23 protein-coding genes are annotated in these 22,593 nt (G+C 67.2%); 9 read left to right on the top strand and 14 right to left on the bottom strand.

The window, feature by feature from the left end:
• Nucleotides 1-101: 101 nt before the first annotated feature.
• The 9 genes from PEM_RS11550 to ccmA are packed head-to-tail and all read right to left on the bottom strand — an operon-like array spanning nucleotide 102 to nucleotide 6,863.
• Nucleotides 102-1,091: a cytochrome C biogenesis protein gene (locus PEM_RS11550; protein WP_111127462.1), complete on the bottom strand. Its 990-nt coding sequence runs from the start codon at nucleotides 1,089-1,091 to the stop codon at nucleotides 102-104.
• Nucleotides 1,085-1,534 carry a cytochrome c-type biogenesis protein gene (locus tag PEM_RS11545; RefSeq protein ID WP_111127459.1) on the bottom strand — a complete coding sequence of 150 codons (450 nt, stop codon included), beginning with the start codon at nucleotides 1,532-1,534 and terminating at the stop codon, nucleotides 1,085-1,087. The genes PEM_RS11550 and PEM_RS11545 overlap by 7 nt, the downstream gene beginning before the upstream one ends.
• Before the next feature lie 4 nt (nucleotides 1,535-1,538).
• Nucleotides 1,539-2,156, bottom strand: a complete 618-nt coding sequence (locus PEM_RS11540; RefSeq protein ID WP_005417655.1) for a DsbE family thiol:disulfide interchange protein — start codon at nucleotides 2,154-2,156, stop codon at nucleotides 1,539-1,541.
• Between the two features lie 8 nt (nucleotides 2,157-2,164).
• Nucleotides 2,165-4,084 (bottom strand): heme lyase CcmF/NrfE family subunit, encoded by a 1,920-nt coding sequence (locus PEM_RS11535; protein ID WP_119706103.1) that lies wholly within the window; start codon nucleotides 4,082-4,084, stop codon nucleotides 2,165-2,167.
• Nucleotides 4,085-4,546, bottom strand: a complete 462-nt coding sequence (gene ccmE / locus PEM_RS11530; RefSeq protein WP_005417653.1) for a cytochrome c maturation protein CcmE — start codon at nucleotides 4,544-4,546, stop codon at nucleotides 4,085-4,087.
• Entirely contained in the window at nucleotides 4,543-4,731 is a 189-nt protein-coding gene (locus tag PEM_RS11525) for a heme exporter protein CcmD (RefSeq protein WP_005417652.1), read from the bottom strand. The genes ccmE and PEM_RS11525 overlap by 4 nt, the downstream gene beginning before the upstream one ends.
• Nucleotides 4,728-5,498: a heme ABC transporter permease CcmC gene (gene ccmC, locus PEM_RS11520; protein ID WP_005417651.1), complete on the bottom strand. Its 771-nt coding sequence runs from the start codon at nucleotides 5,496-5,498 to the stop codon at nucleotides 4,728-4,730. Before ccmC ends, PEM_RS11525 begins: the two co-directional genes overlap by 4 nt.
• 43 nt (nucleotides 5,499-5,541) lie before the next feature.
• A complete protein-coding gene (gene ccmB / locus PEM_RS11515; RefSeq protein ID WP_005417647.1) occupies nucleotides 5,542-6,237 on the bottom strand; it encodes a heme exporter protein CcmB in 696 nt (231 codons plus the stop codon).
• The gene (gene ccmA / locus PEM_RS11510; protein ID WP_032954317.1) at nucleotides 6,234-6,863 is read right to left on the bottom strand and encodes a heme ABC exporter ATP-binding protein CcmA; all 630 of its coding nucleotides are present in this window, start codon (nucleotides 6,861-6,863) and stop codon (nucleotides 6,234-6,236) included. The genes ccmB and ccmA overlap by 4 nt, the downstream gene beginning before the upstream one ends.
• Before the next feature lie 178 nt (nucleotides 6,864-7,041).
• Between ccmA and PEM_RS11505 the strand changes: the two genes are divergently transcribed.
• From PEM_RS11505 to PEM_RS11495, 3 genes are all read left to right on the top strand, one after another.
• Nucleotides 7,042-8,190: a pyridoxal phosphate-dependent aminotransferase gene (locus tag PEM_RS11505; RefSeq protein ID WP_005417643.1), complete on the top strand. Its 1,149-nt coding sequence runs from the start codon at nucleotides 7,042-7,044 to the stop codon at nucleotides 8,188-8,190.
• Between the two features lie 14 nt (nucleotides 8,191-8,204).
• On the top strand, nucleotides 8,205-9,011 hold the full coding sequence (locus PEM_RS11500; protein ID WP_111129591.1) for an amidohydrolase: 807 nt from the start codon (nucleotides 8,205-8,207) through the stop codon (nucleotides 9,009-9,011).
• A 102-nt stretch (nucleotides 9,012-9,113) separates the two neighbouring features.
• Complete coding sequence (locus tag PEM_RS11495; RefSeq protein WP_005417639.1) at nucleotides 9,114-9,548, top strand: hypothetical protein; 435 nt, start codon at nucleotides 9,114-9,116, stop codon at nucleotides 9,546-9,548.
• Here PEM_RS11495 and PEM_RS11490 read toward each other — a convergent pair.
• Nucleotides 9,535-9,828, bottom strand: a complete 294-nt coding sequence (locus PEM_RS11490; RefSeq protein WP_111129592.1) for a hypothetical protein — start codon at nucleotides 9,826-9,828, stop codon at nucleotides 9,535-9,537. The two genes, PEM_RS11495 and PEM_RS11490, sit on opposite strands and share 14 nt — an antisense overlap.
• Nucleotides 9,829-9,923: 95 nt before the next feature.
• Nucleotides 9,924-11,051: an MFS transporter gene (locus PEM_RS11485; protein ID WP_111129593.1), complete on the bottom strand. Its 1,128-nt coding sequence runs from the start codon at nucleotides 11,049-11,051 to the stop codon at nucleotides 9,924-9,926.
• A 90-nt stretch (nucleotides 11,052-11,141) separates the two neighbouring features.
• On the opposite strand from PEM_RS11485, the gene PEM_RS11480 reads away from it, so the two are divergent.
• A complete protein-coding gene (locus PEM_RS11480; RefSeq protein ID WP_111129594.1) occupies nucleotides 11,142-11,930 on the top strand; it encodes a helix-turn-helix transcriptional regulator in 789 nt (262 codons plus the stop codon).
• A 116-nt stretch (nucleotides 11,931-12,046) separates the two neighbouring features.
• Here the strand turns inward: PEM_RS11480 and PEM_RS11475 are convergent, their stop codons facing one another.
• From PEM_RS11475 to PEM_RS11465, 3 genes are read right to left on the bottom strand one after another with little or no spacing between them, the layout of a single operon-like run.
• On the bottom strand, nucleotides 12,047-13,684 hold the full coding sequence (locus PEM_RS11475; RefSeq protein WP_111129595.1) for a pseudouridine synthase: 1,638 nt from the start codon (nucleotides 13,682-13,684) through the stop codon (nucleotides 12,047-12,049).
• Nucleotides 13,677-14,552, bottom strand: coding sequence for an SMC-Scp complex subunit ScpB (scpB, locus tag PEM_RS11470; RefSeq protein ID WP_053497859.1), 876 nt, complete (start codon nucleotides 14,550-14,552; stop codon nucleotides 13,677-13,679). Before scpB ends, PEM_RS11475 begins: the two co-directional genes overlap by 8 nt.
• A gap of 13 nt (nucleotides 14,553-14,565) precedes the next feature.
• Nucleotides 14,566-15,471: a ScpA family protein gene (locus PEM_RS11465; RefSeq protein ID WP_005417635.1), complete on the bottom strand. Its 906-nt coding sequence runs from the start codon at nucleotides 15,469-15,471 to the stop codon at nucleotides 14,566-14,568.
• 374 nt (nucleotides 15,472-15,845) lie between these two features.
• Between PEM_RS11465 and PEM_RS11460 the strand changes: the two genes are divergently transcribed.
• The 5 genes from PEM_RS11460 to PEM_RS11440 all read left to right on the top strand — a co-directional run bounded on the left by PEM_RS11460 (nucleotide 15,846) and on the right by PEM_RS11440 (nucleotide 22,590).
• Nucleotides 15,846-16,145: a YciI family protein gene (locus tag PEM_RS11460; protein ID WP_005417634.1), complete on the top strand. Its 300-nt coding sequence runs from the start codon at nucleotides 15,846-15,848 to the stop codon at nucleotides 16,143-16,145.
• On the top strand, nucleotides 16,142-16,417 hold the full coding sequence (locus tag PEM_RS11455) for a BolA family protein (protein ID WP_111129596.1): 276 nt from the start codon (nucleotides 16,142-16,144) through the stop codon (nucleotides 16,415-16,417). Before PEM_RS11460 ends, PEM_RS11455 begins: the two co-directional genes overlap by 4 nt.
• Nucleotides 16,418-16,565: 148 nt before the next feature.
• The gene (locus PEM_RS11450; RefSeq protein ID WP_005417630.1) at nucleotides 16,566-17,603 is read left to right on the top strand and encodes a LacI family DNA-binding transcriptional regulator; all 1,038 of its coding nucleotides are present in this window, start codon (nucleotides 16,566-16,568) and stop codon (nucleotides 17,601-17,603) included.
• Nucleotides 17,604-17,679: 76 nt separating this feature from the next.
• A complete protein-coding gene (locus tag PEM_RS11445; protein ID WP_049414530.1) occupies nucleotides 17,680-20,736 on the top strand; it encodes a TonB-dependent receptor in 3,057 nt (1,018 codons plus the stop codon).
• 249 nt (nucleotides 20,737-20,985) lie between these two features.
• A complete protein-coding gene (locus PEM_RS11440; RefSeq protein ID WP_005417626.1) occupies nucleotides 20,986-22,590 on the top strand; it encodes a glucoamylase family protein in 1,605 nt (534 codons plus the stop codon).
• Nucleotides 22,591-22,593 lie beyond the last annotated feature (3 nt).

The following is a 22,593-nucleotide window of genomic DNA, read 5'->3' as shown; positions in this document are numbered from 1 at the left end:
CATCGGCGATGCAGGTAGTGCCGGCCGCTGGCCGGCAACCTCATGAATCCTGATGCGCCTGCGTGGTTGCCGGCCAGCGGCCGGCACTACCGGGCGGCGCGTTATGGAAACCGCAGTTCCACCACGCCTTCATGCGGCAGGCTTATCTTCACCGGAACGCTCTGCAGGTCATCCTCGCTGCGGTTGGCGCTGCCGCTGCGCGAGATGCGTGCCAGCACTTCCACTTCGCGATGGGCCGACAGCGGTGCGGTTGGCATCGGACTGTCAGCGTCGCCCAGCGCAACCGTGGCCGGGAAGCCGGCCAGCGGCAGCTTGCGAGCGGCCACCGGCATCGGCGGTCCATCCACGGCGCGCGCCAGTACGAACACCTGGGTGCTGGCGGGCCAGTCGGCGTTCTTCAGTGCCGGCAGCTGCACGCGCACCTGCAGCAGCGCCGCTGGCGCTGCAGGGGCGGCATCGGGTGCCAGGCCTGCGGCTTCGCGGGCGATGGCGATCTGCGCCTGCAGCGCCTGCGCGGCGCCGGGCTCAAGCCGTGGCAGCAGGCCGCTCCACACGTCCGCAGCCTCGGCGTTCTTTCCGCGCTGCCGCAGGGCGATGCCCAGCAGCCAGCTGGCGCGCTCGGCGTCGGGGGCCAGTGTACGTGCCTGCTGCAACCAGGCCATCGCGGTGTCGTCGAACTGCTTGCCGGCATCAGCCTGCGCGCGCGCCTGCGCGGCTTCCACCAGCACGCCCGGATCATCCGGTGCCAATTCGGCGGCCTTCGCGAAGGCGTCTGCCGCAGCTGAGGCATTGCCCAGTTCGGCCTGCGAACGCCCGAGCAATGCCCAGCCATCGGCACGCTGAGGGTCGCGCTTCAGTGCATCCTGCAGGGCCTGCACCCCATCGCGCAGGGTGGCTACCGACGGCGTCGGCTGCACCTGTGCTGCACGCGGATCACCGACCAGCAGGTACAGGCAGGCACCGGCCACGCCCAGTGCGAACACGCCGACCACGAAACCGCGACGACCTTGGCGGCGCAACGGCCACAGCACCAGTGCTGCCATCAGCGCAGCAACCAGGCCGGCCAGCACCGGCAGCCAATGGTTCACCATTCGTCTCCTTCATCGGCCTTGCCGGCCGGTGCCGCGCCGACGGTGCGTCCACGTCGGCGGACGATGCCCAGCACCACCAGTGCACCGGCGCCGAGCACCAGCAGGGGGCCACCCCACAGCAGCCAGGTGCCCGGCTGCAACGGTGGTTGATAGAGCACGAACTCACCGTAGCGGGCGACCAGGAACTGCTTGATCTGTGCGTCGTCGTGGCCCTGCTGCATCAGCTGCAGCACCTCGCGGCGCAGGTCCTGCGCGATCTGTGCGTTCGAATCGGCCAGCGACTGGTTCTGGCACTGCACGCAGCGCAGCTGCGCGGCCAGGTCATGGAAGCGGCGCTCCTCGGCATCGTCGCGGAACTGCAGCGGCTGTGGATCGTGCAGCGGCTGCTGGGCCAGCGCGACCAGCGGCAGCATCAGGAGCAGCAGCGCCAGCAGCCAGCGCATCGGCTCAGGGCGCCGTATGCAGGGTGTTGCCGGCACTGCCCTGGGCCTTCTCGATCTTCTGCAGTGCCGGGATCAGCTTCTCGTCGACCACGCGCTGGGTCATCGCGCCACTGTACTTCCAGCGCACGATGCCACTGCCATCGACCAGGAACGTCTCCGGTGCGGCGGTCACGCCCCAGTCGATCGCGGTGCGGCCCTCGACGTCGCTGAGCACCACCATGAACGGGTTGCCCAGCTGTTCCAACCAGTGCAGCGCGTCGGTCGGATCATCCTTCCAGTTGTAGCCGATCACGCGCACGCGCTTGCTCTCGGCAAAGCGGGTCAGCACCGGATGTTCTTCGCGGCAGGCCGCGCACCAGCTGCCCCAGACGTTCAGCAGATAGGGCGCACCGCGCAGGTCGTCGCTGTGTACGATCATTTCCGGGTCATGCAATACCGGCAGCGCGAACGCCGGCGCCGGCTTGTCGATCAGGGCCGATGGCAGCACGTCGCGCTGCGGGTCGCCCGACTTCATCACCCCATAGATCATCAGCCCGAGCAGGCCGAAGAAGAACAGCACGCCGATCACGATGGCTACCGGCGGCAGCGGGCGGGAGGGGCGCGGGGCGGGGGACTCGGACATGGGAACTCCTACGGACGACGGAAACGGCGGTCGGCGGCGGTGATGAATCCGCCCAGGGCCATCAGCAGCGCGCCCAGCCAGATCCAGCGCACGAACGGCTTGATGTGCACCCGTACCGCCCATGCATTGTTGCCCAGCGGCTCGCCCAATGCCACGTAGACATCGCCGTCGAAGCGTGCATCGATGCCGGCCTCGGTCATCACCTGGCCGCCGCTGGCGTACTGGCGTTTCTCGGGATGTAGCAGGGCCTGCTCGCGGCCGTTGCGGAGCACCCGCAGGTGGCCCCGATCAGCGATGAAATTCGGCCCTTCGCGATGGTCCACGCCTTCGAAACGGACTTCGTAGCGACCGACCACCAGCTGCTGCCCCGGTGCCAGCGCCACTTCGCGCTGCACGTTCAGCGCTTCCACCAGCAGGGCGCCGGCCAGGAACACGGCGATGCCGGCGTGGGCGACGATCATGCCGAGCATCTCGGCGGTGAAGCGGCCATTGCCGCGCAGGCGCTGCCAGACGAAGCGTGCGGTGCCGAGTGCGACCCAGGCCGCAGCGGCGACGCCGATGCCGGCCTTCCAGCCATTCTGCGGTGCCTGCCACCAGGCCAGCGCGCCCAGCAGCAGCGACAGGCCCAGCCAGGGTGCCAGCAGCGCGAAGGCGCGCGAGGGCTGGTCACGCTGCCATTTCACCAGCGGGCCGAACGGCAGCAACAGGATCATCGGTGCCATCAGCAGCAGGAACAGGCTGCCGAAGTAGGGCGGGCCGACCGAGATCTTGCCCAGCGACAGGGCATCGGCCAGCAGCGGGTACAGCGTGCCCAGCAGCACCATTGCGCAGGCGGTGGCCAGCAGCAGGTTGTTGGCCAGCAGCAGGGTCTCGCGCGAGGTGGCGGTAAAGCCACGGCGCGGGTCGTCGGCGTCCACGCTGAGCTGGCTGGCGCGCAGCGCGTACAGCAGCAGGCTGCCGCCGACCAGCACCGACAGGAACACCAGGATGAACAGGCCGCGCGAAGGATCGGCAGCGAACGAATGCACGCTGGTCAGCACGCCCGAGCGCACCAGGAAGGTGCCCAGCAGCGACAGCGCGAACGCAGCGATGGCCAACAGCAGGGTCCAGCTGCCGAAGGTGCCCCGTTTTTCGGTGACGGCCTGTGAATGGATCAGTGCCGCACCGACCAGCCACGGCATGAAGCTGGCATTTTCCACCGGGTCCCAGAACCACCAGCCGCCCCAACCCAGCTCGTAGTAGGCCCACCAGCTGCCCAGTGCGATGCCCAGGGTCAAAAAGCCCCAGGCGACGTTGGTCCACGGCCGCGTCCAGCGCAGCCAGCGCGCATCCACGCGACCTTCCAGCAGCGCGGCCATTGCGAAGGCGAAGGGCACCGCGAAGCCTACGTAGCCCAGGTACAGCATCGGCGGATGGATGATCAGCCCCGGGTCCTGCAGCAGCGGGTTGAGGTCGCGGCCTTCCAGCGGCGCCGGGTTCAGGCGCAGGAACGGATTGGAGGTGAAGATCAGGAAGGCGAGAAAGCCGACGCTGACCACGCCCATCACTGCCAGCACGCGCGCCTGCACCGGTGCCGGCAGGTGCCGCGAGAACAGCGCCACCGCGCCGGTCCACAATGCCAGCACCAGCGCCCACATCAGCAGCGAGCCCTCATGCGCGCCCCACACCGCCGAATAGCGGTAGATCAGCGGCAGCAGCGAATTGGAGTTCTCGGCCACGTAGCGCACCGAGAAATCCTGCTGCACGAACGCGGCGGTCAGCACCGCGAAGGCGCCGGCCAACAGCAGCAGCTGCGCGAAGGCGGCAGGCCGCGCCACTGCCATCCATGCCGCGTTGTTGCGATGCGCACCGACCAGCGGCAGGCCGGCCTGCAGCAGCGAGGCCAGCAACGCACACAACAGCAGGATCTGACCCAGTTCGGGCAGCACTCAGCGCACCTCGGGGGCCGTCACCGGCACGTCGTGCTTGCGATGGGCATCGCCCATCTTGTCGGCCACTTCCTTCGGCACGTACTTCTCATCGTGCTTGGCCAGCACTTCGTCGGCGACGAAGACACCGTCCTGCAGGCGGCCACTGGCGACCACCGCGGTGCCTTCGGCGAACATGTCCGGCAGGATCCGCGAGGTGGTCACCGCCAGCTGTGCATCGCCGTCGGTCACTTCGAAGCGCGCCTCCAGCGAGCCCACCGGGCGGTTGAAGGAGCCCTTCACCACCATGCCGCCCAAGCGGAAACGCGACTGTGCATCGACATCGCCGCGCAGCACTTCCGAAGGGGTGTACAGGTAGGCGATGTTGCGCTCCAGCGCCATCGCCACCAGCGCGGTGGCCAGGCCGGAGGCGAGCAGGGCCAGCAGCACCCACACCAGGCGGCGACGCTGCACCGGGGTCATCGTTCCAGCTCCGTCGACAGCGTCGTCGCGGCGTCCTGCCTGCCAGCGCGGGTCTGCTGCCGCTGCTGGCGGGCCAGTGCCAGCCGGCGCGCCACGCGCAGGCGCAGCCACGAACCGAGGGCATCGGCGCTGAGTACCAGCACGAATACGGCGTAGGCGCCGATCACATAGGGCAGGTGGGTCATGGCTGGGCCTCCCGGGAGGCGCGCGCGGCATCGACACGGCCGCCGACCCAGGCCTTGCCGGCCTCGCGGTCGAGATTGTCGGCGCGGGCCTTGGCCAGCACCGAACCGGCGAACCAGAACTTGGTGCCGATCACCATCCACCACAGCGGCGCGATCATCGCGCTGCTGATCGCCGATTCACCGAACACGCTGATCGACTGGCGCTGGTGCAGGCCACCCCACCAGTCCACCGAATAGCGGATCACCGGCAGCAGGCTGACACCTACAATGGCCAGCAGGCCAGCGGCGCGCGCGGCGCTGCGGCGGTCTTCGATGGCGTGGTACAGGCCGATCACGCCCAGGTACAGGAACAGCAGTACCAGTTCGCTGGTCATGCGCGGGTCCCAGTCCCACCAGGTGCCCCAGGTGCCCTTGCCCCAGATGCTGCCGGTCAGCAGGGTGATGAGGGTGAAGCCGGCGCCCATCGGCGCGCAGGCCATGGCCAGGATCTCGCAGACCTTGATCCGCCAGATCAGCGCGATCGCGGCATACAGCGCCATCAGCGCGAACACGAACAGGCTCATCCAGGCACTGGGCACGTGGATGTAGAGGATCCGGAAGCTGTCCAGCTGCTTGGCTTCAGGCGGCACCACCAGCAGCGCCTGCCACATGCCGACCAGCAGCACCGGCACTGCAGCAAGGTAGAACACCCGCGACCAGCGGGCAGCGAAACGGTCGAACGTGGGAGGCGAACCGAGTTGGTGGAACCAGCGGACAATCGGATTCATGCGTGGCGGCTATCCAGCAGGGGTGGATTGGCTCTCAGCTCGGTCAACTCAGAGAAATACGTATTGCAGCGGCGGTGGCCAGCGGCGCCAGCACCAGCGCGACCAGCAGGCCGGCGCCCAGCATCAGCAGCGCACCGACCGGATCCTGCCCGCGCCCGGCTGCCGCCAGGCTGCCTGCGCCGAACACCAGCACCGGCACGTACAGCGGCAACGACAGCAGCGCCACGAGAATACCAGAGCGCCGGATGCCAACGGTCAGTGCGGCGACCACGCCACCGATCAGGCTCAGCAAGGGCGTGCCCAGCAGCAACGATGCCAGCAACATCGGCAGCTGGTCATGCGGCAGATGCAGCATTTCGGCCAGCAGCGGGCTGACCACGATCAGCGGCAGTGCCGTGGTGGCCCAGTGCAGCAGCACGCGCACCAGTACCAGCCAGGCCAGCGGCACCGGCGCCAGCAGCCATTGCTCCAGCGAGCCATCTTCGGCGTCGGAACGGAACAGCGAATCCAGCGACAGCTGTCCCGCCAGCAGCACGGCCAGCCACAGCACCGCGCCGGCGGTTGCGGCCAGCAGGTGTGGTTCGCGGCCCTGGGCCAGCGCGAACAGCACCACCACCAGCACCGCGAACAGCAGCGGTTGCAGCGCGTCGCCGCGGCGGCGCCAGAGCAGGCGCAGGTCGCGCTTGAGCAGGGCGCCTGCGGTCTGCCACAGGCCTGGTTCGGTACCCGGCGCGATCATGCGGCACCGCCGAGGTCGAGCTGGCGGGTACGTACCGGCGGTGCGGCATAGGCGCCATGGGTGGTGACCAGCGCAGCGCCGCCGGCGCGCAGGTGCGCCGAAATCATCCGGTTGACCAGGGTGATGCCCTCCAGGTCGAGGTTGGCGTAGGGTTCGTCGAGCAGCCACAGTGGCGCCGGCGACAGCCAGATGCGCGCCAGTGCCAGCCGCCGCTTCTGCCCGGCCGACAGGTGGCGTACCAGAGTGTCCTCGTAACCGGCCAGGCCGACGATGGCCAGCGCGTTGCCGGGCATCTGCCGCGCACGGCGGCCGTGCAGGCCACACAGGAAGTGCAGGTTTTCCAGCGTGCCGAGGTCCGGCTTCAGCGCCGGCAGGTGGCTGAGATAGGCGACATAGCGCGCACGCTCTGCGTTGCTGGCCGGCTTGCCGTCGATCCGCACCTGGCCGGCGCCGGGCCGGGCCAGGCCGGCCAGAACGCGCAGCAGGGTGGTCTTGCCGGCGCCGTTGCCACCCTGCACCAGCAGGGCTTCACCCGCGTCCACATGGAAGTCCAGCGGGCCGAACACCGGCTCGTCATTGCGGGAGAAGCTCAGGCCGCTGGCGGCCAGCAATGCAGGGGTGTCCAAGGGGCAGGGGTCTTCATGCCGGAGTGCGGTCGCAATTGTAGCGGTGAATTCACAGGGTAGTGCCGGCCGCTGGCCGGCAATTTCGCCATCTGCCAGCCGAGGTTGCCGGCCAGCGGCCGGCACCACCGACGCGCGGATTGCGTAAACTCGGAGGCCTTGTTCCCCACAGTCCAGGCCGATGCAACCCACCACCAAGCTGCCCAAGGTCGGTACCACGATCTTCACCGTGATGTCCCAGCTCGCCGCCGAACACGGCGCGGTCAACCTGGGCCAGGGTTTCCCGGACTTTTCCGCGCCGCAGCGCCTGATCGATGAGACTGCCAAGGCGATGGCCGCCGGGCTGAACCAGTACCCGCCGATGACCGGCGTGGCCCCGCTGCGCCAGGCCATCGCCCAGAAGGCGCTGGACTGCTACGGCGCGCAGGTGGATGCGGACAGCGAGATCACCGTCACCAGCGGCGGCACCGAGGCCATCTTCAACGCCATCCACGCCGTGGTGCGTGCGGGCGAGGAAGTGATCGTGCTCGACCCGGCCTACGACTGCTACGAGCCGGCGATCGACCTGGCCGGCGCCAAGGCGGTGCATGTGTCGCTCGATCCGCAGACCTTCGCCGTCGATTGGGATCGCGTGCGTGCAGCGATCTCCCCGCGCACCCGCATGTTGATCGTCAACACCCCGCACAATCCGTCCGGCGCGATGCTGTCGGCGCAGGACATGCAGGCGCTGGCCGAACTGCTGCGCGGCACGCAGATCTACCTGATTTCCGATGAAGTGTATGAGCACATCATCTACGACGGCCGTCGCCATGAGTCGGCGCTGCGCTACCCGGAGCTGCGCGAGCGCGCATTCGTGATCTCCAGCTTCGGCAAGACCTACCACTGCACCGGCTGGAAGATCGGCTATGCGATCGCGCCGCCGGCGCTGACCGCCGAGTTCCGCAAGGTGCACCAGTACAACACCTTTACCAGCTTCGGCCCGGCGCAGTACGGTTTCGCCGCGATGATCCGCGACGAACCCGAACACCACCTGGAACTGGGCGCCTTCTACCAGGCCAAGCGCGACCGTTTCCGCGAGCAGCTGGCCGGTACGCGCCTGAAAGCGCTGCCGGTGCCGGGTGGCTACTTCCAACTGGTGGACTACTCGGCCATCAGCGACCTGCCCGACCATGAGTTCGTGAAGTGGTTGACCATCGAGAAGGGCGTCACCGCCATTCCGCTGTCGCCGTTCTACGAGACTCCGCCGGCCGGCCAGCGCCTGGTGCGCCTGTGCTTTGCCAAGAACGAAGCGACCATGGACGCGGCGATCGAACGCCTGCGGCTGCTGTGAGCGGAGGCGTAGACATGCAGGACCTGCGCATTTCCCTCGTCCAGGGCGACACCCGCTGGCACGATCCGGCCGGCAACCGCGCCTACTACGGCGCGCTGCTCGCACCGCTGGCCGGCACCACCGACCTGGTGATCCTGCCGGAGACCTTCACCAGTGGCTTCTCCAATGACGCCATCGCCCAGGCCGAAGGCATGGATGGCCCGACCGTGGCCTGGGTACGCGAGCAGGCCCGGGCCTTGAATGCCGCGGTGATCGGCAGCGTGCAGCTGCGCGACGGCGAGGGCGTGTACAACCGCCTGCTGTTTGCCACGCCCGAGGGCGAGCTGCAGTACTACGACAAGCGCCACCTGTTCCGCTACGGCGGCGAGCACGAACGCTATGCTGCTGGCCGCGAGCGCCTGAGCGTGGAATGGAAGGGCTGGCGGATCAATCCGCAGGTCTGCTACGACCTGCGCTTCCCGGTGTTCTGCCGCAACCGCTACAACGTCGAGCGTCCGCAGCAGCTGGACTTCGATCTGCAGATCTTCGTGGCCAACTGGCCGTCGGCGCGCGCCTATGCATGGAAGACCTTGCTGCGCGCGCGCGCGATCGAGAACCTGTGCTTCGTGGCGGCGGTAAACCGCGTCGGCGTGGACGGCAACCAGCTGCACTACGCCGGCGACAGCGCGGTGATCGACTTCCTCGGCCAGCCGCAGGTGGAGATCCGCGAACGCGAACAGGTGGTGACCACCACCATCTCGGCCGATGCCTTGGCCGCGCATCGCGCGCGCTTCCCGGCGATGCTCGATGCCGATGCCTTCCACCTGGATGAACAGGCCTGAGCCACGGCCTGAACACCGCCGCACCAGCGCGCGCGCCTGCATCCAACGTGCACGTGCGCGCTGCTAGATTCGCCGGCAGTCGATCGAACTGGAAGTCCCGCCATGAACAAGCCCTTCGCCCTGCTGCTGGCCCTGTCCGCTGCCACGCTGGCCCCGGCCGCGCACGCCGCTGGTAACCTCGATTGCCAGCTGCGCTACAACCTGTCCGGCTGGTCGTTGATCTACAAGACCGCGTCGGGCAACGGCACCGTCAGCTGCAGCAATGGCGCCAGCCTGCCGGTGCGCATTGAAGTGAAGGGCGGCGGCCTGACCGTGGGCAAGTCGAAGATCACCAATGGCCGTGGCAGCTTCACCGGCGCGGTGAGCGTCAATGAGCTGCTGGGCACCTACGCCTCGGTCGGTGCGCATGCCGGCGCAGTGAAATCCAGCAACGCGCAGGTGATGACCAAGGGCGACATCTCGCTGGCCCTGTCCGGCACCGGCAAGGGCTGGGATCTGGGCGTGGACGGCGCCGCCTTCACCATCAGCCGTCGCTGAGGCGCGTCGGCTCGGCAGATCCCCAGCTGATGCGGATGTAGTGCTGTTCGGAGTCGCTCAACAGCCGTTCGACATCGAAACCATTTTTCAGCAATTGTGCGACCGCGTCTTCGACGAGCTGCTCGCTGGCCATTACCTGGCTGAAGCCGAACACGATGTAGCGGCGGCCATTTCCCGAGCCGGCCTGGATGGCGTTGTCGAGGTCGCGGTAGAACAGTTCGATCGGGCGCTTGGCGGCGTCAGCATTGGCGCGGGCCTGCTCAGCGGTGATGGTGATCATGGGCATCTGCCTTGTGTAGGACAGCGCGCACGATAGCCAGCGAATCAAAGCCGTTCCTGGAAGCCGCGCACAGTGCGCTCCATTTGCAGCAATTCCTAGGTCGCAGCGGGACGCCGCCGTTGCAGCCACAAGGCCAGCAGGCCACACACAATGACGGTCGGTGCCAGCATCTGCACTGCACCGACCAGCGCCATTGCCGCACCGATCAACAGGTAGTAGAGCAGGCCGAACAGCGCGCCTGCGCTGCCGAGACAGTGTGGATAGCTGCGCAGGGCCTGGCCGAGCACATTGGGAGTGGCCAGGCCAAAGCCCGTCACTACCGGCACCATCGCCGCGACCAGGGCAGGGTGATCATGCAGCAGCGCCGCCAGCAAGCCTCCCGTCAGGACCAGTCGTGCGGCGATGCGGATGCGCGTGGTTGTGGCAACGCCCGCACGCAGCAGGCGGCCATTGCCCCATGCGCCCAGTGCCGAGCCCAGTGCCAGCACTGCGCCGCTGGCGCCGAACCAGACGGCTGGCCAGTGCAGACGCGCAAACACGAAGGGGCCGAGTACATACCAGCTGTACATCGCCACGTTGAACGCCGTCACCAGCAGCGCCTGTGACCAGATCCAGCGATCGCGCAGCAGTTGCCGCAGCAGCGGCAGCATGGGTGTGTGCGGGATATATGCAGGGCGGCTTTCACGCAGGCCCGCCAGGCATGCGACTGCCAGCAGGGCAGCGATCAGCAGCAGGCCGGACTGTACGCCGACGTAGCCATGGGCGGCGACCAGCAGCGTGCCCAGTGCAAGGCCGATGGCCGGGCTCAGGGCCAGGGCCATGCCGATCCAGGAGTATGCCTGCGCCAACGCCGGCCCCTGCAGATGGTCGCGCAGCACGGTCTGGGTGACCACCGAAGCGGCCGCGGCGCCGACCGCGGCCAGCGCTTGCGCCAGCAACACCGGGCCGAAGCTGCCAGCCAGCAGGCCGCCCAGTGCAGCCACGGCAAAGACGCCGAGGCCACAGAGAAGGGCCGGGCGACGACCGATACGATCGGCCAGGCGCCCCCACAGCAGCACGCCTGCAGCGAAGCCGAACAGATACAAGCTCATCGCCTGGCTGGCGGTACCCGGCGGCAGGGCGAAGCGTTTGGCCAGATCGGCCAGGGCCGGGCTGTACAGGGTCTGCGCCAGCTGGGGAAACATCAGCAGCGCGATGGTGAGCAACAACAGGCGACGCGACATGCGGGCGCTCCACGAACAGGGCCGCGCATTGTGGTCGCGCCTGCAATGGCGCACTCTCTCCATCCTGTCATTGGATATATGAAATCGGACATGGCCTGGTTGCAGCCGGACGCGCCCTTCGACGCTGATGCCTGGAGCGCTCCGGTGCTGGGGATCGCGGCGTCACTGGCGGATCACGATTCGGGTTGGCACCAGCATGCACGCGCGCAGCTGCTCTACACCCGGCAGGGCTGTACGCGCCTGACCTACGGTGATCGCATCAGCCTGCTGCCGCCTGCGCGCGCGGCGTGGATTCCGGGCGGGCTGCGCCATCGCGCGCAGATGCGCCAGGCGGTCGACTACCGTTCGTTGTACTTCGACGCCACCCTGTCGGCCCAGCTGCCCCGGCAACCGGCGATCATCGGCGTAGGTCCGCTGCTGCAGGCCTTGCTGGAGCCGATCGCGCAGGCACCGTTCGACCATGACTGGCAATTGCCGCGCGCACACCATCAACTGGCGTTGTGCGTGCTGGAAATCGCCGCTGCATCGGTGGCGCCGATGGACCTGCCTTTGCCGCGTGATCCACGCATTGCACGTTGCCTGCCGCTGGCCGAACAGCTGCCGCCCGAACTGGGCGAGCTGGCCGAGCGCGCGGGTCTGAGCGTGCGCACCATTGGCCGGCTGATGCAACGTGATACCGGCATGGGCTATCAGGCCTGGCGCCAGCAATGGCGCCTGATGCGGGCCATGGAGCTGCTGCTGCTCGGGCATCGCGTCGCGCATGTGGCGCAGGACACTGGCTTCTCCGCCGAGAGCCCGTTCATCGCCTTCTTCCGCAGCATGGCCGGCACCACGCCCGCCGCTTTCCAGCGCCACGCAAAAGGGGACGGAGGGGATTAAGTCGTTTTCGCCCCTTCGACACATGGCGTGGCGAAAACGACTTAATCCCCTCCGTCCCCTCTTTAAAGAAAAACCCCGGCCTGGGCCGGGGTTTCTCATTTCAGCGTGGCCTGTGATCAGCCGCCGCGCGGGCCGCTACGGCGCGGGCCGCCGGGACCGCGGTTGCCACCGGGGCCACGGTGGCCCCCCGGACCGCCGGGACCACGGCTACCGCCCGGGCCACGGTTGCCACCACCACCCGGACCACGACCGCCCGGACGGGCGCCCTGTGCCGGCTTTGGGCTGCCATACGGGTTGAAACCCGGGGTTGCATGGTCGGACGGGAAGCTCGGGGCGTTGCCCGGATGACCGTACGGGTGCTTGTTGCCCTGGCCCTGCGAGCGGTTGCCGGCACCGGCCGGACGACCCTGACCGCCTGCGCCGCCACGGCCTTCACCACCGAAACCGCCACGGCCCTGGCCGCCACCGGCGCCCGGGCCCTTCGGCTTGCCGTACGGACGGCCTTGGCCGCCTGCGCCCGGACCACGGGCACCCGGGCCACGTGCGCCCGGGCCACGTGCGCCCGGGCCGGCATTGCGATGGCCGCTCGGGCCGGTGCTCACGCCATCGGGCACGTACCAGGTGCGGAACGCGGCCGGATTGCCTTCCGGCAGCGAACGGTCATTCTTCGGCGCGCGCTGCTTGAACGGCTTCTGCGACTGCTTGGCCGCTGCTTCACCGCTGACCGTCAGGCCGCCCTTGAAGCCGCCACCCTTGCCGCCGCGACCACGGCCGCGGTCTTCGCGGACGTTGTCGAAACGGCGCAGCTCGCGACCTTCGTCAGCGGTGTTGTGGCCATTGACGTAGGCATTGCCGCGGCCACCTTCGCGCACGCGCACGGTGGTCTTTGCGGCGCGGCGCTGGCCGATCACCGGCTGCAGCGTCAATGCCGACGGAGCGCCTTCTTCCAGCTTCAGCTGCGCACGCAGCGCTTCCACTTGAGCGGTGCCCAGTTCCACCGAATGGCCACGGGCCAGTTCGCGCGGCAGGCTCACCTTGCCATAGCGGGTGCGCTTCAGGCGGCTGACCTGGCAGCCCTGCGATTCCCACAGGCGGCGCACTTCGCGGTTGCGGCCTTCCTTCACCACGACGCGGAACCAGTCGTGAGAATCGGTGCCGCCGATGCGTTCGATCTCATCGAACTTGGCCGGACCGTCTTCCAGTGCGACGCCACGGCTGAGGCGGTCGACGATGGCGTCGGAGACCTTTTCCTCGCCTTCCGGTGCACGCACGCGCACCACGTACTCGCGCTCGACCTCGAACGACGGGTGCATCATGGCGTTGGCCAGCTCACCGTCGGTGGTGGCCAGCAGCAGGCCGGTGGTGTTGATGTCCAGGCGGCCGATGGCGATCCAGCGCGCGCCCTTCAGCGGCGGCAGCGACTCGAACACGGTCGGGCGGCCTTCGGGATCTTCGCGGGTGGTCACCTGGCCTTCCGGCTTGTTGTAGACCAGCACGCGCGACGGCTCGGCCAGGGCAGTGGCGACGAAGCCGCGGCCATCCAGTTCGATCCTGTCGCCGCTCTTGACCGACATGCCGGTCTGCGCGACTTCACCGTTGACCTTGACCAGGCCTTCGGCGATGCGCTGTTCCAGCGCGCGGCGCGAGCCGAGGCCGGCCTGGGCCAGCACCTTGTGCAGGCGCTCTTCCAGCTTGAACTGTTCGGAGGTGGCTTCGCGCTTCAGCGAGAGCTTGTTACGGGGGGTGTCACTCATCAGTTTTGCTCCGGCCGACGGTTTCGAGGTCGGCCTCTGGTTCGGAATCGGCTTGGTCAACAGCCACGGTCGTCATCGCGACGGCGTTGTCTTCGCGTTCGTTCACTGGCACCGCGCGCTCGCCCGGCGCGGAATCGGGGTGCCCATCATCGAGGGGCGAAGGTGCTTGCTCATCGGAGGCCGATGCAGGGGCTGCATTGGCGGAATCGGGGGTGTCACTGCCGGCCAGGCCGGCGTCATCGTTCGCGGCAACGCCATCGGCGCTGGCCGAGATGTCCGGACCCTCGGCACCGGCCACGGCCGGTGCATCACGATCCAGGGCCAGCTGCGGTTCCAGCTCGCCCAGGTCCTTCAGTTCCGACAGCGGCGGCAGTTCGTCCAGCCGCTTCAGCCCGAAGTAGTCCAGGAAGCCCTTGGTGGTGCCGAACAGCGCCGGCTTGCCGGGCACGTCGCGGTGGCCGACCACGCGGATCCATTCGCGTTCTTCCAGCGCCTGGATGATGTTGCTGCTGACCGCCACGCCGCGCACCTGCTCGATCTCGCCGCGGGTGATCGGCTGCCGGTAGGCGATCAGCGCCAGGGTTTCCAGGGTGGCGCGGGTGTAGCGGGTCTTGCGTTCGGTCCACAGCCGGCTGATCCAGCCATGTACTTCGCTGGTGACCTGGTAGCGGAAACCGGAGGCGACCTCGACCAGTTCCACGCCACGACCTTCGCAGGCCTCGCGCAGGCGCTCCAGCGCACGTTCGATGCTGCCCGGCGGTGCCGGTTCCTCTTCCGGAAACAGGTCCTTCAGCTGGGCCAGGGTGAGTGGCTGGCTGGAGGCCAGCAGGGCACCCTCGACAATGCGGTCGATCAGCGATTGATCCATCGGCAGTCAGCGCTCACTCGTTGGCATTGGCGGCGTCGTTGTCGTCAAACTCGCTGCTGAACTGCAGCGGCGCGTTGGTGTTGCCAGCAGCCAGCGACTTCACGTAGATCGGCGCCAGCGGTTCTTCCTGGACGATGTCCAGCAACTGTTCCTTGGCCAGTTCCAGCACTGCCAGGAACGTGACAAGCACGCCCAGCTTGCCTTCTTCGGCGGTGAACAGCCCTTCAAAACGATAGAACTTGCCGTCTTCCAGGCGTCCCAGTACTTCGCCCATGCGTTGCCGCACACTCAGTGCTTCGCGCTTGATGGCGTGGCCGCTGAACAGCTCGGCGCGCTTGAGCACGTCGTGCAGGGCCAGCAGCATTTCCTTCAGGTCCACCGGCGGCGGCAGCTTCACCGTGGCGCGCTCGGGCATGAAGGCATGCGCCACCGTCGTGTCGCGGTCCTGGCGGGGCAGGGCGTCGATGTCCTCGGCGGCCTGCTTGAAACGTTCGTACTCCTGCAGCCGGCGCACCAGCTCGGCGCGCGGGTCGGCCTCATCGCCTTCCTCGCTGACCGGGCGCGGCAGCAGCATCCGCGACTTCACCTCGGCCAGGATCGCGGCCATCACCAGGTACTCGGCCGCCAGCTCAAAGCGCAGCTCGCGCATCACGGTGATGTATTCCACGTACTGCCGGGTGATTTCGGCCACGGGAATGTCCAGCACATCCAGGTTCTGGCGGCGGATCAGGTACAGCAGCAGGTCCAGCGGGCCTTCGAAGGCGTCCAGGATGACTTCCAGCGCGTCCGGCGGGATGTACAGGTCCTGCGGGATCTGCAGGACCGGTTGCCCATGCACCACGGCCAGCGGCATTTCCTGCTGCTGGGGGGCGGGCGGCCGGGTTGGCGGGTTCGCGTCGAGCGCGAGTTCGGAAGTCATCTAATGGACATCAGGATTGCAACGGACCAGTCGCGGCACCGGGTTCGCCGGGCCAGCGCCACGGAGCCCCAGGGCACCAGACGCGCCGGGATCGGCGCGATTCCACACATATCAAACAGCAGGACGCGCCGCAGTAAACGGCAGCGACAGAACTACGGGGAGGTCGTCTACGTGGCCCGGCCAGGTGGTCCGGTTTGAAGCAGCGGATCTGTCGTCGGGGGCTGCGTGGCCGCAGAAACCAACGGGCTGCTGCATCCAGCCACGTGCAATGGAGTCTAGGGTAAGCCTTTGCTGCGCCAGTGTCCAGCCGGACCGGGGCAGGGGCTGCATTGGCTAGAATCGGCGGACCCGACAACGCAAGCGAGGAAATGCCGGTGTGGTATGTGATCGAAGGGTATGACGGCCAGGATGTGCTGGCGCAGCGGCTGCAGGCGCGGCCGGAGCATCTGGCGCGGCTGCATGCGCTGCGCGACGCGGGACGCCTGCTGCTGGCCGGGCCGTGCCCGGCGGTGGACAGTGAAGACCCGGGCCCGGCCGGTTTCAGCGGTTCGGTGGTGATCGCGCAGTTCGAGTCGCTGCCGCAGGCCCAGGCCTGGGCCGATGCCGACCCGTACGTGGCTGCAGGCGTCTACACCCGCGTGCAGGTCCGCCCGTTCCGCAAGGTGCTGCCGTGAACGCGGAACGGATCGAGCGGATCCGTGATGCGCTGCAGCAGGCGCTGGCGCCGAGCGTGCTGGAGATCGAGGACGACAGCCATCGTCACGCCGGCCATGCCGGTGCGCGCGACGGGCGCGGCCATTTCAACGTGCATGTGGTCAGTGAGCGCTTCGCCGGGCTGGGGCCGCTTGCCCGGCACCGCGCGGTCTATGCCGCGCTGGGGTCGATGATGGAGTCCGATATCCACGCGTTGTCCATCCGCGCGCAGACCCCGTCAGAACAGGGCTGAGCCCTTGTCCCACGCTGTCCTGGCGGGTCCTTCATGGCCTCGCCACGGACAGGTTTTCATGTCCATTTCGGGACATTCGCCTAACGGACTGTTTACAAGCCTGGATGGAAACGCTTACATTCCGCGCCAATGCTGGTAGGTCCAAGCCGTGGAGGGCGGCTTCGTGAACAAGGCAGCTATCACAATCAAAGACGTCGCACGCGAAGCCCGGGTCTCCGTGGCCACGGTTTCCCGCGCGCTCAACGGGCATGAAAATGTCGCCGAACCGGTCCGCCAGCTTGTGCTGGAGGTGGCCGCACGGCTGCGTTACACCCCCCACGCCGCCGCCCGCAGCCTGAGCAGCCGCCGCACCAATACGGTGGGCGTGGTGCTGCCTGACCTGTACGGCGAGTTCTTCTCCGAGCTGATGCGCGGCATTGACGGGGTGGCCCGCAACCGCCGCCAGCACCTGCTGGTGTCCAGCTACCACGGTGACCAGGAACAGCAGGGCGCCGCCCTGCGTGCCATGCGCGGCCGCGTCGACGGCCTGCTGGTGCTTTCGCCCTATGCCGAGAGCCCGGGCTTCCTGACCGACAACCTGCCGCAGTCGTTGCCGACGGTGTTGATCAACACCTACCTGCCCGGGCAGGACCACCCGGTGCTGAGCATCGACGACCACGCCGGCGCAATGGCGATGACCCGCCACCTGCTGGATGCCGGCCACCGCCGCATTGCCTTCATTTCTGGTCCGGACCTCAACTTCGACGCGCGCGAGCGCCTGCGCGGCTTCCGTGACGCGCTGGCGGCTTCTGGCGGTGGCGCCGAAGGCATCGAGTTGCCCGGTGATTTCGACGAAGCTTCCGGCCATCGTGCCGGTCAGGAGTTGCTGGCAGCCGGAGCGCTGCCCGATGCCGTATTCGCCGCCAACGACATGATGGCCCTGGGCTGCCTGTATGCGTTCACGCAGGCAGGGGTCCGCGTCCCGGCCGATGTGGCCCTGGCGGGTTTCGATGACATTCCACTGGCGCGTTTCGTCCACCCGTCGCTGACCACCATGCAGGTCAGCATCGCCGAGCTCGGCGACCGGGCCATGACGCGTCTGATGCAGTTGATGGACGGCACCTCCACGGATGGGGCAGGGGACAAGCAGACCCTGGTTCCCCGCTTGATTGTTCGCGATTCCACCACTCCGCCATCCGGCCGTTGAAGCCAGAGGCGTTCCTTCTTTTTTGATTGATCGCAGGGACCGCGCAAGCGGTTACCGCCACCCGGAGATTGAGTTGATGATGCATACCACCTTCCGCATGCCGGCGCGCCGGCTGCTGAGCACCGCCCTGGTCAGCTGCCTGATGCTGGCTGCCGCCCCCAACGTCATGGCGCAGTCGGCCAACGCCAGCCTGCGCGGCCAGGTTGCCGGTGCCCAGGCCGGCACCGAAGTGACCGCCACCAACGTCGCCACCGGTACCGTCCGCCGTGGCACCATCCGCGCCGACGGCAGCTACTCGCTGATGGGCCTGGACCCGGGCACGTACAACGTGGTCGCCAACGGCCAGACCCAGAAGGTCACCGTCACCGTGGCCTCGACCGCGACGCTGAACTTCGCCGGCGCGGCCAGCAGCACCCCGGGTTCGACCGCGGCCACCAACCTGGACACCGTCAACGTTGTCGCGCCGACCCTGCTGCAGGAAGTGCGTACCTCCGAAGTCGGCAAGACCGTCAGCCTGCAGCAGATCCAGACCACCCCGCAGGTGTCGCGCAACTTCCTGGAGTTCGCTGACGCGGTGCCGGGCCTGATCTTCACCCGCGACGCCAAGGGCAACACCTCGCTGCGCGGCGGCGCCACCAATGCCGACGGCACCAACGTCTACATCGACGGCGTGGGCCAGAAGAGCTACGTCAAGGGCGGCGGCGTGGCCGGCCAGTCCGGCAGCGCCGGTAACCCGTTCCCGCAGCTGGCCATTGGCGAATACAAGGTCATCAGCGGCAACTACAAGGCCGAGTATGGCCAGGTGTCGAGCGCCGCCGTGACGGCTGCGACCAAGTCCGGCACCAATGAGTTCAAGGGTGAGGCGTTCTACCGCTACACCGATGAAGACATGCGTGCCAAGACCCCGGCCGAGCGCCAGGGTGGCAAGGAGAAGATGGTCTCGGCCGAGAAGGAATACGGCTTCGCCCTGGGCGGCCCGATCATCCAGGACAAGGCGCACTTCTTCGTGACCTACGAAGCCAAGCGCTTCGACCTGCCGGTCACCATCGCGCCGGATGGCGCGGTCACCGGCGCTGCCGGCCTGCTGCCGCCGGCCGGCGCCGCCGGCCTTGGCCCGGCCAGCCAGCCGTTCCAGCAGGACCTGATCTTCGGCAAGATCGACTTCGAGCCGACCGACAACGACCGCATCGAGCTGACCTTCCAGGACCGCGACGAAACCCAGTCGCAGTTCAGTGGCCAGACCTCGCCGGAAGCCGGCCGTGAAGTGGTCAACACCGACCGTCGTTACGCCCTGCGCTGGAACCACAGCGGTGAGCGCTACTACAACGAGTTGATGGTCACCCACGAGGATTCGTTCAACAACCCGACGCCGCTGACGCTGGCCAACGGCATCACCTACACCGCACCGGACGGCCCCGAAGACCGCACCATCGTGAAGATCGGTGGCGCCTCGGCACTGGATTCGCAGGTGAAGGGCCAGAAGGGCTGGTCGATCGAAGACAACCTGACCCTGGATGGCATCCAGTGGGCCGGTGACCACACCATCAAGATGGGCGTGAAGTACAAGCAGATCGACCTGTACGCATCCGATGCGGCGCAGATCAATCCGACCTTCACCTACTCGCTGGGCGATCCGGACTTCCCCGATTCCATTCCGTACAAGGCGCAGTTCGTCAAGCCGGTGACCGGCGTGACCGGCGTGTCCGGCGAAGTGCGTTCGAAGTCCAAGCAGTACGGCGTGTTCATCCAGGACGACTGGCAGGTCAACGACCACCTGCAGCTGAACATCGGCCTGCGCTGGGACTACGAAAAGACCCCGTCCTACCTGGACTTCGTGACCCCGCAGCAGGTGGTCGACGCCATCTATTCGCAGGATCCGCGCGCTCCCGCCGGCCAGACCTATGCCGATTCGCTGGCACTGGGCGGCCTGGACATCAGCGACTACATCAGCAACGGCCACAACCGCAAGGCATTCAAGGATGCCTGGCAGCCGCGCCTGGGCTTCTCGTATGACATCAATGCCGACGAGCAGCACGTGATCCATGGTGGTGCTGGTCGTTCCTACGACCGCGACCTGTTCGACAACCTGCAGCTGGAAACCACCAAGCTGGCCCTGCCGCAGCCGACCATCTACTTCCGCAACCCGGCCACCGGCGCCTGCATCAACGGCCAGGCTGCCTGCTATGACTGGAACCCGAACCTGCTCAACGGGATCGGCAACCTGCAGGCCCTGGTCGGCGCGACCAGCAATGCCGGCCTGGAAGTGGACCTGCTCAACAACAAGCTGAAGGCGCCGTACTCGGACCAGTTCAGCCTGGGCATGAGCAACCAGATCGGCGACTGGCTGACCGACGCCACCATCGCTCGTACCCTGAGCTACGACGGCTTCGCCTTTACCCTGGGCAACCGCTACCCGACCGGCCAGTTCTTCGATGATCCGCGCCTGTGTGGTGGCACCTCCCCGGGCCTGAGCCAGGCCTGGAGCTGCAACGTACCGGGCTTCGGCAGCCTGATCATCGGCCAGCAGGGCATCAAGACCCGTGCCACCCAGGTCCTGCTGTCGGCGCAGAAGCCGTTCACCAAGGAAAGCGGCTGGGGCACCTCGATCGCCTACACCTGGACCACCGCGCGCCATAACCGCGACATCAACGAGAAGTACGCCTTTGACCGCGGTCTGATCGGTGACTACCCGACCATCCGCTCCAACGGCGCACCGCGCCACCGCCTGGTGGTGACCGGTTCGTACGCGGGCTTCTGGGGCATCACCTTCGGCGGCAAGATCACCCTGGCCACCCCGACCGCCGTCAACGACTGGTACCCGGTGATGCAGGCCAGCGGCTACACCCTGCCGACCCCGCAGGCGGCCGTGCCCAACGCAACCGGCAAGTTCCTGGTGGGTGGCAAGATCTTCGGCTACCGTTCGGTCGACCTGCAGGCGACGAAGACGTTCAAGCTGGCGGGCAACACCGAGCTGTACGCCCGTCTGGACATCATCAACGTGTTCAACTTCGACAACTTCTCCACCTACAACTACGTCAAGACCAACGGCAAGCTGCAGGCCAGCTACAACGAGACCGGCGACATCATCGGCACTCCGCGCCAGGTCAAGGCCGAAGTGGGCTTCCGCTTCTAAGCGGCGCCGCCTGCTGCTGTATCCGATGCCGCCGGTCCGCCGGCGGCATCGATTGTGTGAGAACGGCAATGGCCGGCCCCGTGCCGGTCCATTGCCCACGCCGCTGCCGGGCAGGGGGCAGCGGCGTGGGCAATGATCGCGGTGTCAAACCACGTTTTTCGTGGTTTTTTAAGAGCGCATCTTGTAAACGATTTCAGATCATTGGACGGTATGCTTTCCCATCGATCAGACCACCGGAGGAATCGCGCCATGCAGGCACGCCATCTGTTGTCCGCGGCAGCGTTGAGCCTGGCCGTCGCCGCCTGCCAGCCGGCCCAGCAGGAGCCTGCCAAGCCGCGTCCGCCGGTGATCCTGATCGAGGCCGATGCACCGCCGCGGCCGATGAAGCCGGAGCTGCCGCCGCTGTTCGATGACATCGAGCGCCGCACCTTCCAGTTCTTCTGGGACACCACCAACGAGATCAATGGCCTGACCCCGGACCGCTATCCGTCGCGGCCGTTCGCCAGCATCGCGTCGGTGGGTTTCGCGCTGACCGCCTATCCCATCGGTATCGAGAACGGCTGGGTCAGCCGCAACCAGGCGATCGACCGGACCCTGACCACCCTGAAATTCTTCCGCGACGTGCCGATGGGCCCGCAGCGCACCGGCAAGGCGGGCTACAAGGGTTTCTACTATCACTTCCTGGACATGCAGGAAGGCCGTCGCTACGACAGCTGGGTCGAACTGTCCTCGGTGGATACCGCACTGCTGATGATGGGCGTGCTGTTCGCGCAGTCGTACTACGACGGTGACGATCCGCGCGAGAAGGAAATCCGCCAGATTGCCGATACCTTGTACAAGAAGGTCGACTGGCCGTGGCTGCAGCAGCGTGCACCGCTGATCTCGATGGGCTGGTTCCCCGAGAGCGGCTTCATCGATCACGACTGGATGGGCTACAACGAGGCGATGATGGTCTACATCCTCGCCCTGGGCTCGCCCACGCACCCGGTCAGCCCGGACGCGTGGACGGTGTGGACGCGTACCTATGACAACGACTGGGGTGTCTACCAGGGCCAGGAATACCTGTCCTTCGGCCCGCTGTTCGGCCACCAGTACAGCCACGTCTGGATCGATTTCCGCGATATCCAGGACGCGTACATGCGCGAGCGCGGCAGCACCTATTTCCTCAACAGCCGCTCGGCCGCGCTGGCCCAGCGCGAATACGCCATCGCCAACCCGATGCAGTGGAAGGACTATGGCGAGAACGTCTGGGGCCTGACCGCCAGTGATGGCCCGCAGAACACCACGCAGGAGTACCGCGGCGAACAGCGCCAGTTCCGCCATTACTCCTCGCGCGGCGCCGGCCTGCGCGAGAACTTCGATGACGGCACCATTGCCCCGACTGCGGCGATCGCCTCGGTGGTGTTCGCGCCCGAGCAGGTGATCCCGGCCACGCTGGAAATGCACAAGCGTTACGGGGACTACATCTATTCCAGCTACGGCTTCCTGGATTCGTTCAATCCCAGCTTCAACTATGACATCCCGATCAAGACCGGTCGCCTGGTGCCGGATCGCGGCTGGGTCGCCAGCGACTACATCGCCATCGACCAGGGGCCGATCCTGACCATGATCGCCAACTACCGCAACGACTTCGTCTGGGAAGTGATGAAGAAGAATCCGTACATCCGCAAGGGCCTGGAGCGGGCCGGATTCAGCGGCGGCTGGCTGGCGCCGGAAGGGTCGTTCCAGCCGCTGGAACTGCAGAAGGACGAAAAGGCCGCGGCAGCACGCGCGGTGGGTATCGCCGAATCACGCGCGGCTGCCGCGCAGGAACAGAAGAACAATGCCAACCGCACCACAGGCCAGGGCAAGTAACCC

Origin of the sequence: Stenotrophomonas sp. Pemsol, assembly GCF_003586545.1 — a bacterium.
Taxonomy (GTDB): domain Bacteria; phylum Pseudomonadota; class Gammaproteobacteria; order Xanthomonadales; family Xanthomonadaceae; genus Stenotrophomonas; species Stenotrophomonas sepilia.
Note: the sequence above shows the minus strand (reverse complement) of the source record. Positions and strands in the feature narration are given on the sequence as shown.

Bases quoted from the DNA above. Each gene is read 5' to 3' on its own strand.
- PEM_RS11475 (WP_111129595.1), bottom strand. From the start codon at position 13,684: ATGAGTGACACCCCCCGTAACAAGCTCTCGCTGAAGCGCGAAGCCACC.
- PEM_RS11440 (WP_005417626.1), top strand. From the start codon at position 20,986: ATGCAGGCACGCCATCTGTTGTCCGCGGCAGCGTTGAGCCTGGCCGTC.
- PEM_RS11545 (WP_111127459.1), bottom strand. From the start codon at position 1,534: ATGCGCTGGCTGCTGGCGCTGCTGCTCCTGATGCTGCCGCTGGTCGCG.
- PEM_RS11465 (WP_005417635.1), bottom strand. From the start codon at position 15,471: ATGACTTCCGAACTCGCGCTCGACGCGAACCCGCCAACCCGGCCGCCC.
- PEM_RS11505 (WP_005417643.1), top strand. From the start codon at position 7,042: ATGCAACCCACCACCAAGCTGCCCAAGGTCGGTACCACGATCTTCACC.
- scpB (WP_053497859.1), bottom strand. From the start codon at position 14,552: ATGGATCAATCGCTGATCGACCGCATTGTCGAGGGTGCCCTGCTGGCC.
- PEM_RS11490 (WP_111129592.1), bottom strand. From the start codon at position 9,828: ATGATCACCATCACCGCTGAGCAGGCCCGCGCCAATGCTGACGCCGCC.
- PEM_RS11500 (WP_111129591.1), top strand. From the start codon at position 8,205: ATGCAGGACCTGCGCATTTCCCTCGTCCAGGGCGACACCCGCTGGCAC.
- ccmC (WP_005417651.1), bottom strand. From the start codon at position 5,498: ATGAATCCGATTGTCCGCTGGTTCCACCAACTCGGTTCGCCTCCCACG.
- PEM_RS11525 (WP_005417652.1), bottom strand. From the start codon at position 4,731: ATGACCCACCTGCCCTATGTGATCGGCGCCTACGCCGTATTCGTGCTG.
- PEM_RS11540 (WP_005417655.1), bottom strand. From the start codon at position 2,156: ATGTCCGAGTCCCCCGCCCCGCGCCCCTCCCGCCCGCTGCCGCCGGTA.
- PEM_RS11445 (WP_049414530.1), top strand. From the start codon at position 17,680: ATGATGCATACCACCTTCCGCATGCCGGCGCGCCGGCTGCTGAGCACC.
- ccmE (WP_005417653.1), bottom strand. From the start codon at position 4,546: ATGACCCCGGTGCAGCGTCGCCGCCTGGTGTGGGTGCTGCTGGCCCTG.
- PEM_RS11495 (WP_005417639.1), top strand. From the start codon at position 9,114: ATGAACAAGCCCTTCGCCCTGCTGCTGGCCCTGTCCGCTGCCACGCTG.
- PEM_RS11480 (WP_111129594.1), top strand. From the start codon at position 11,142: ATGGCCTGGTTGCAGCCGGACGCGCCCTTCGACGCTGATGCCTGGAGC.
- PEM_RS11485 (WP_111129593.1), bottom strand. From the start codon at position 11,051: ATGTCGCGTCGCCTGTTGTTGCTCACCATCGCGCTGCTGATGTTTCCC.
- PEM_RS11550 (WP_111127462.1), bottom strand. From the start codon at position 1,091: ATGGTGAACCATTGGCTGCCGGTGCTGGCCGGCCTGGTTGCTGCGCTG.
- ccmB (WP_005417647.1), bottom strand. From the start codon at position 6,237: ATGATCGCGCCGGGTACCGAACCAGGCCTGTGGCAGACCGCAGGCGCC.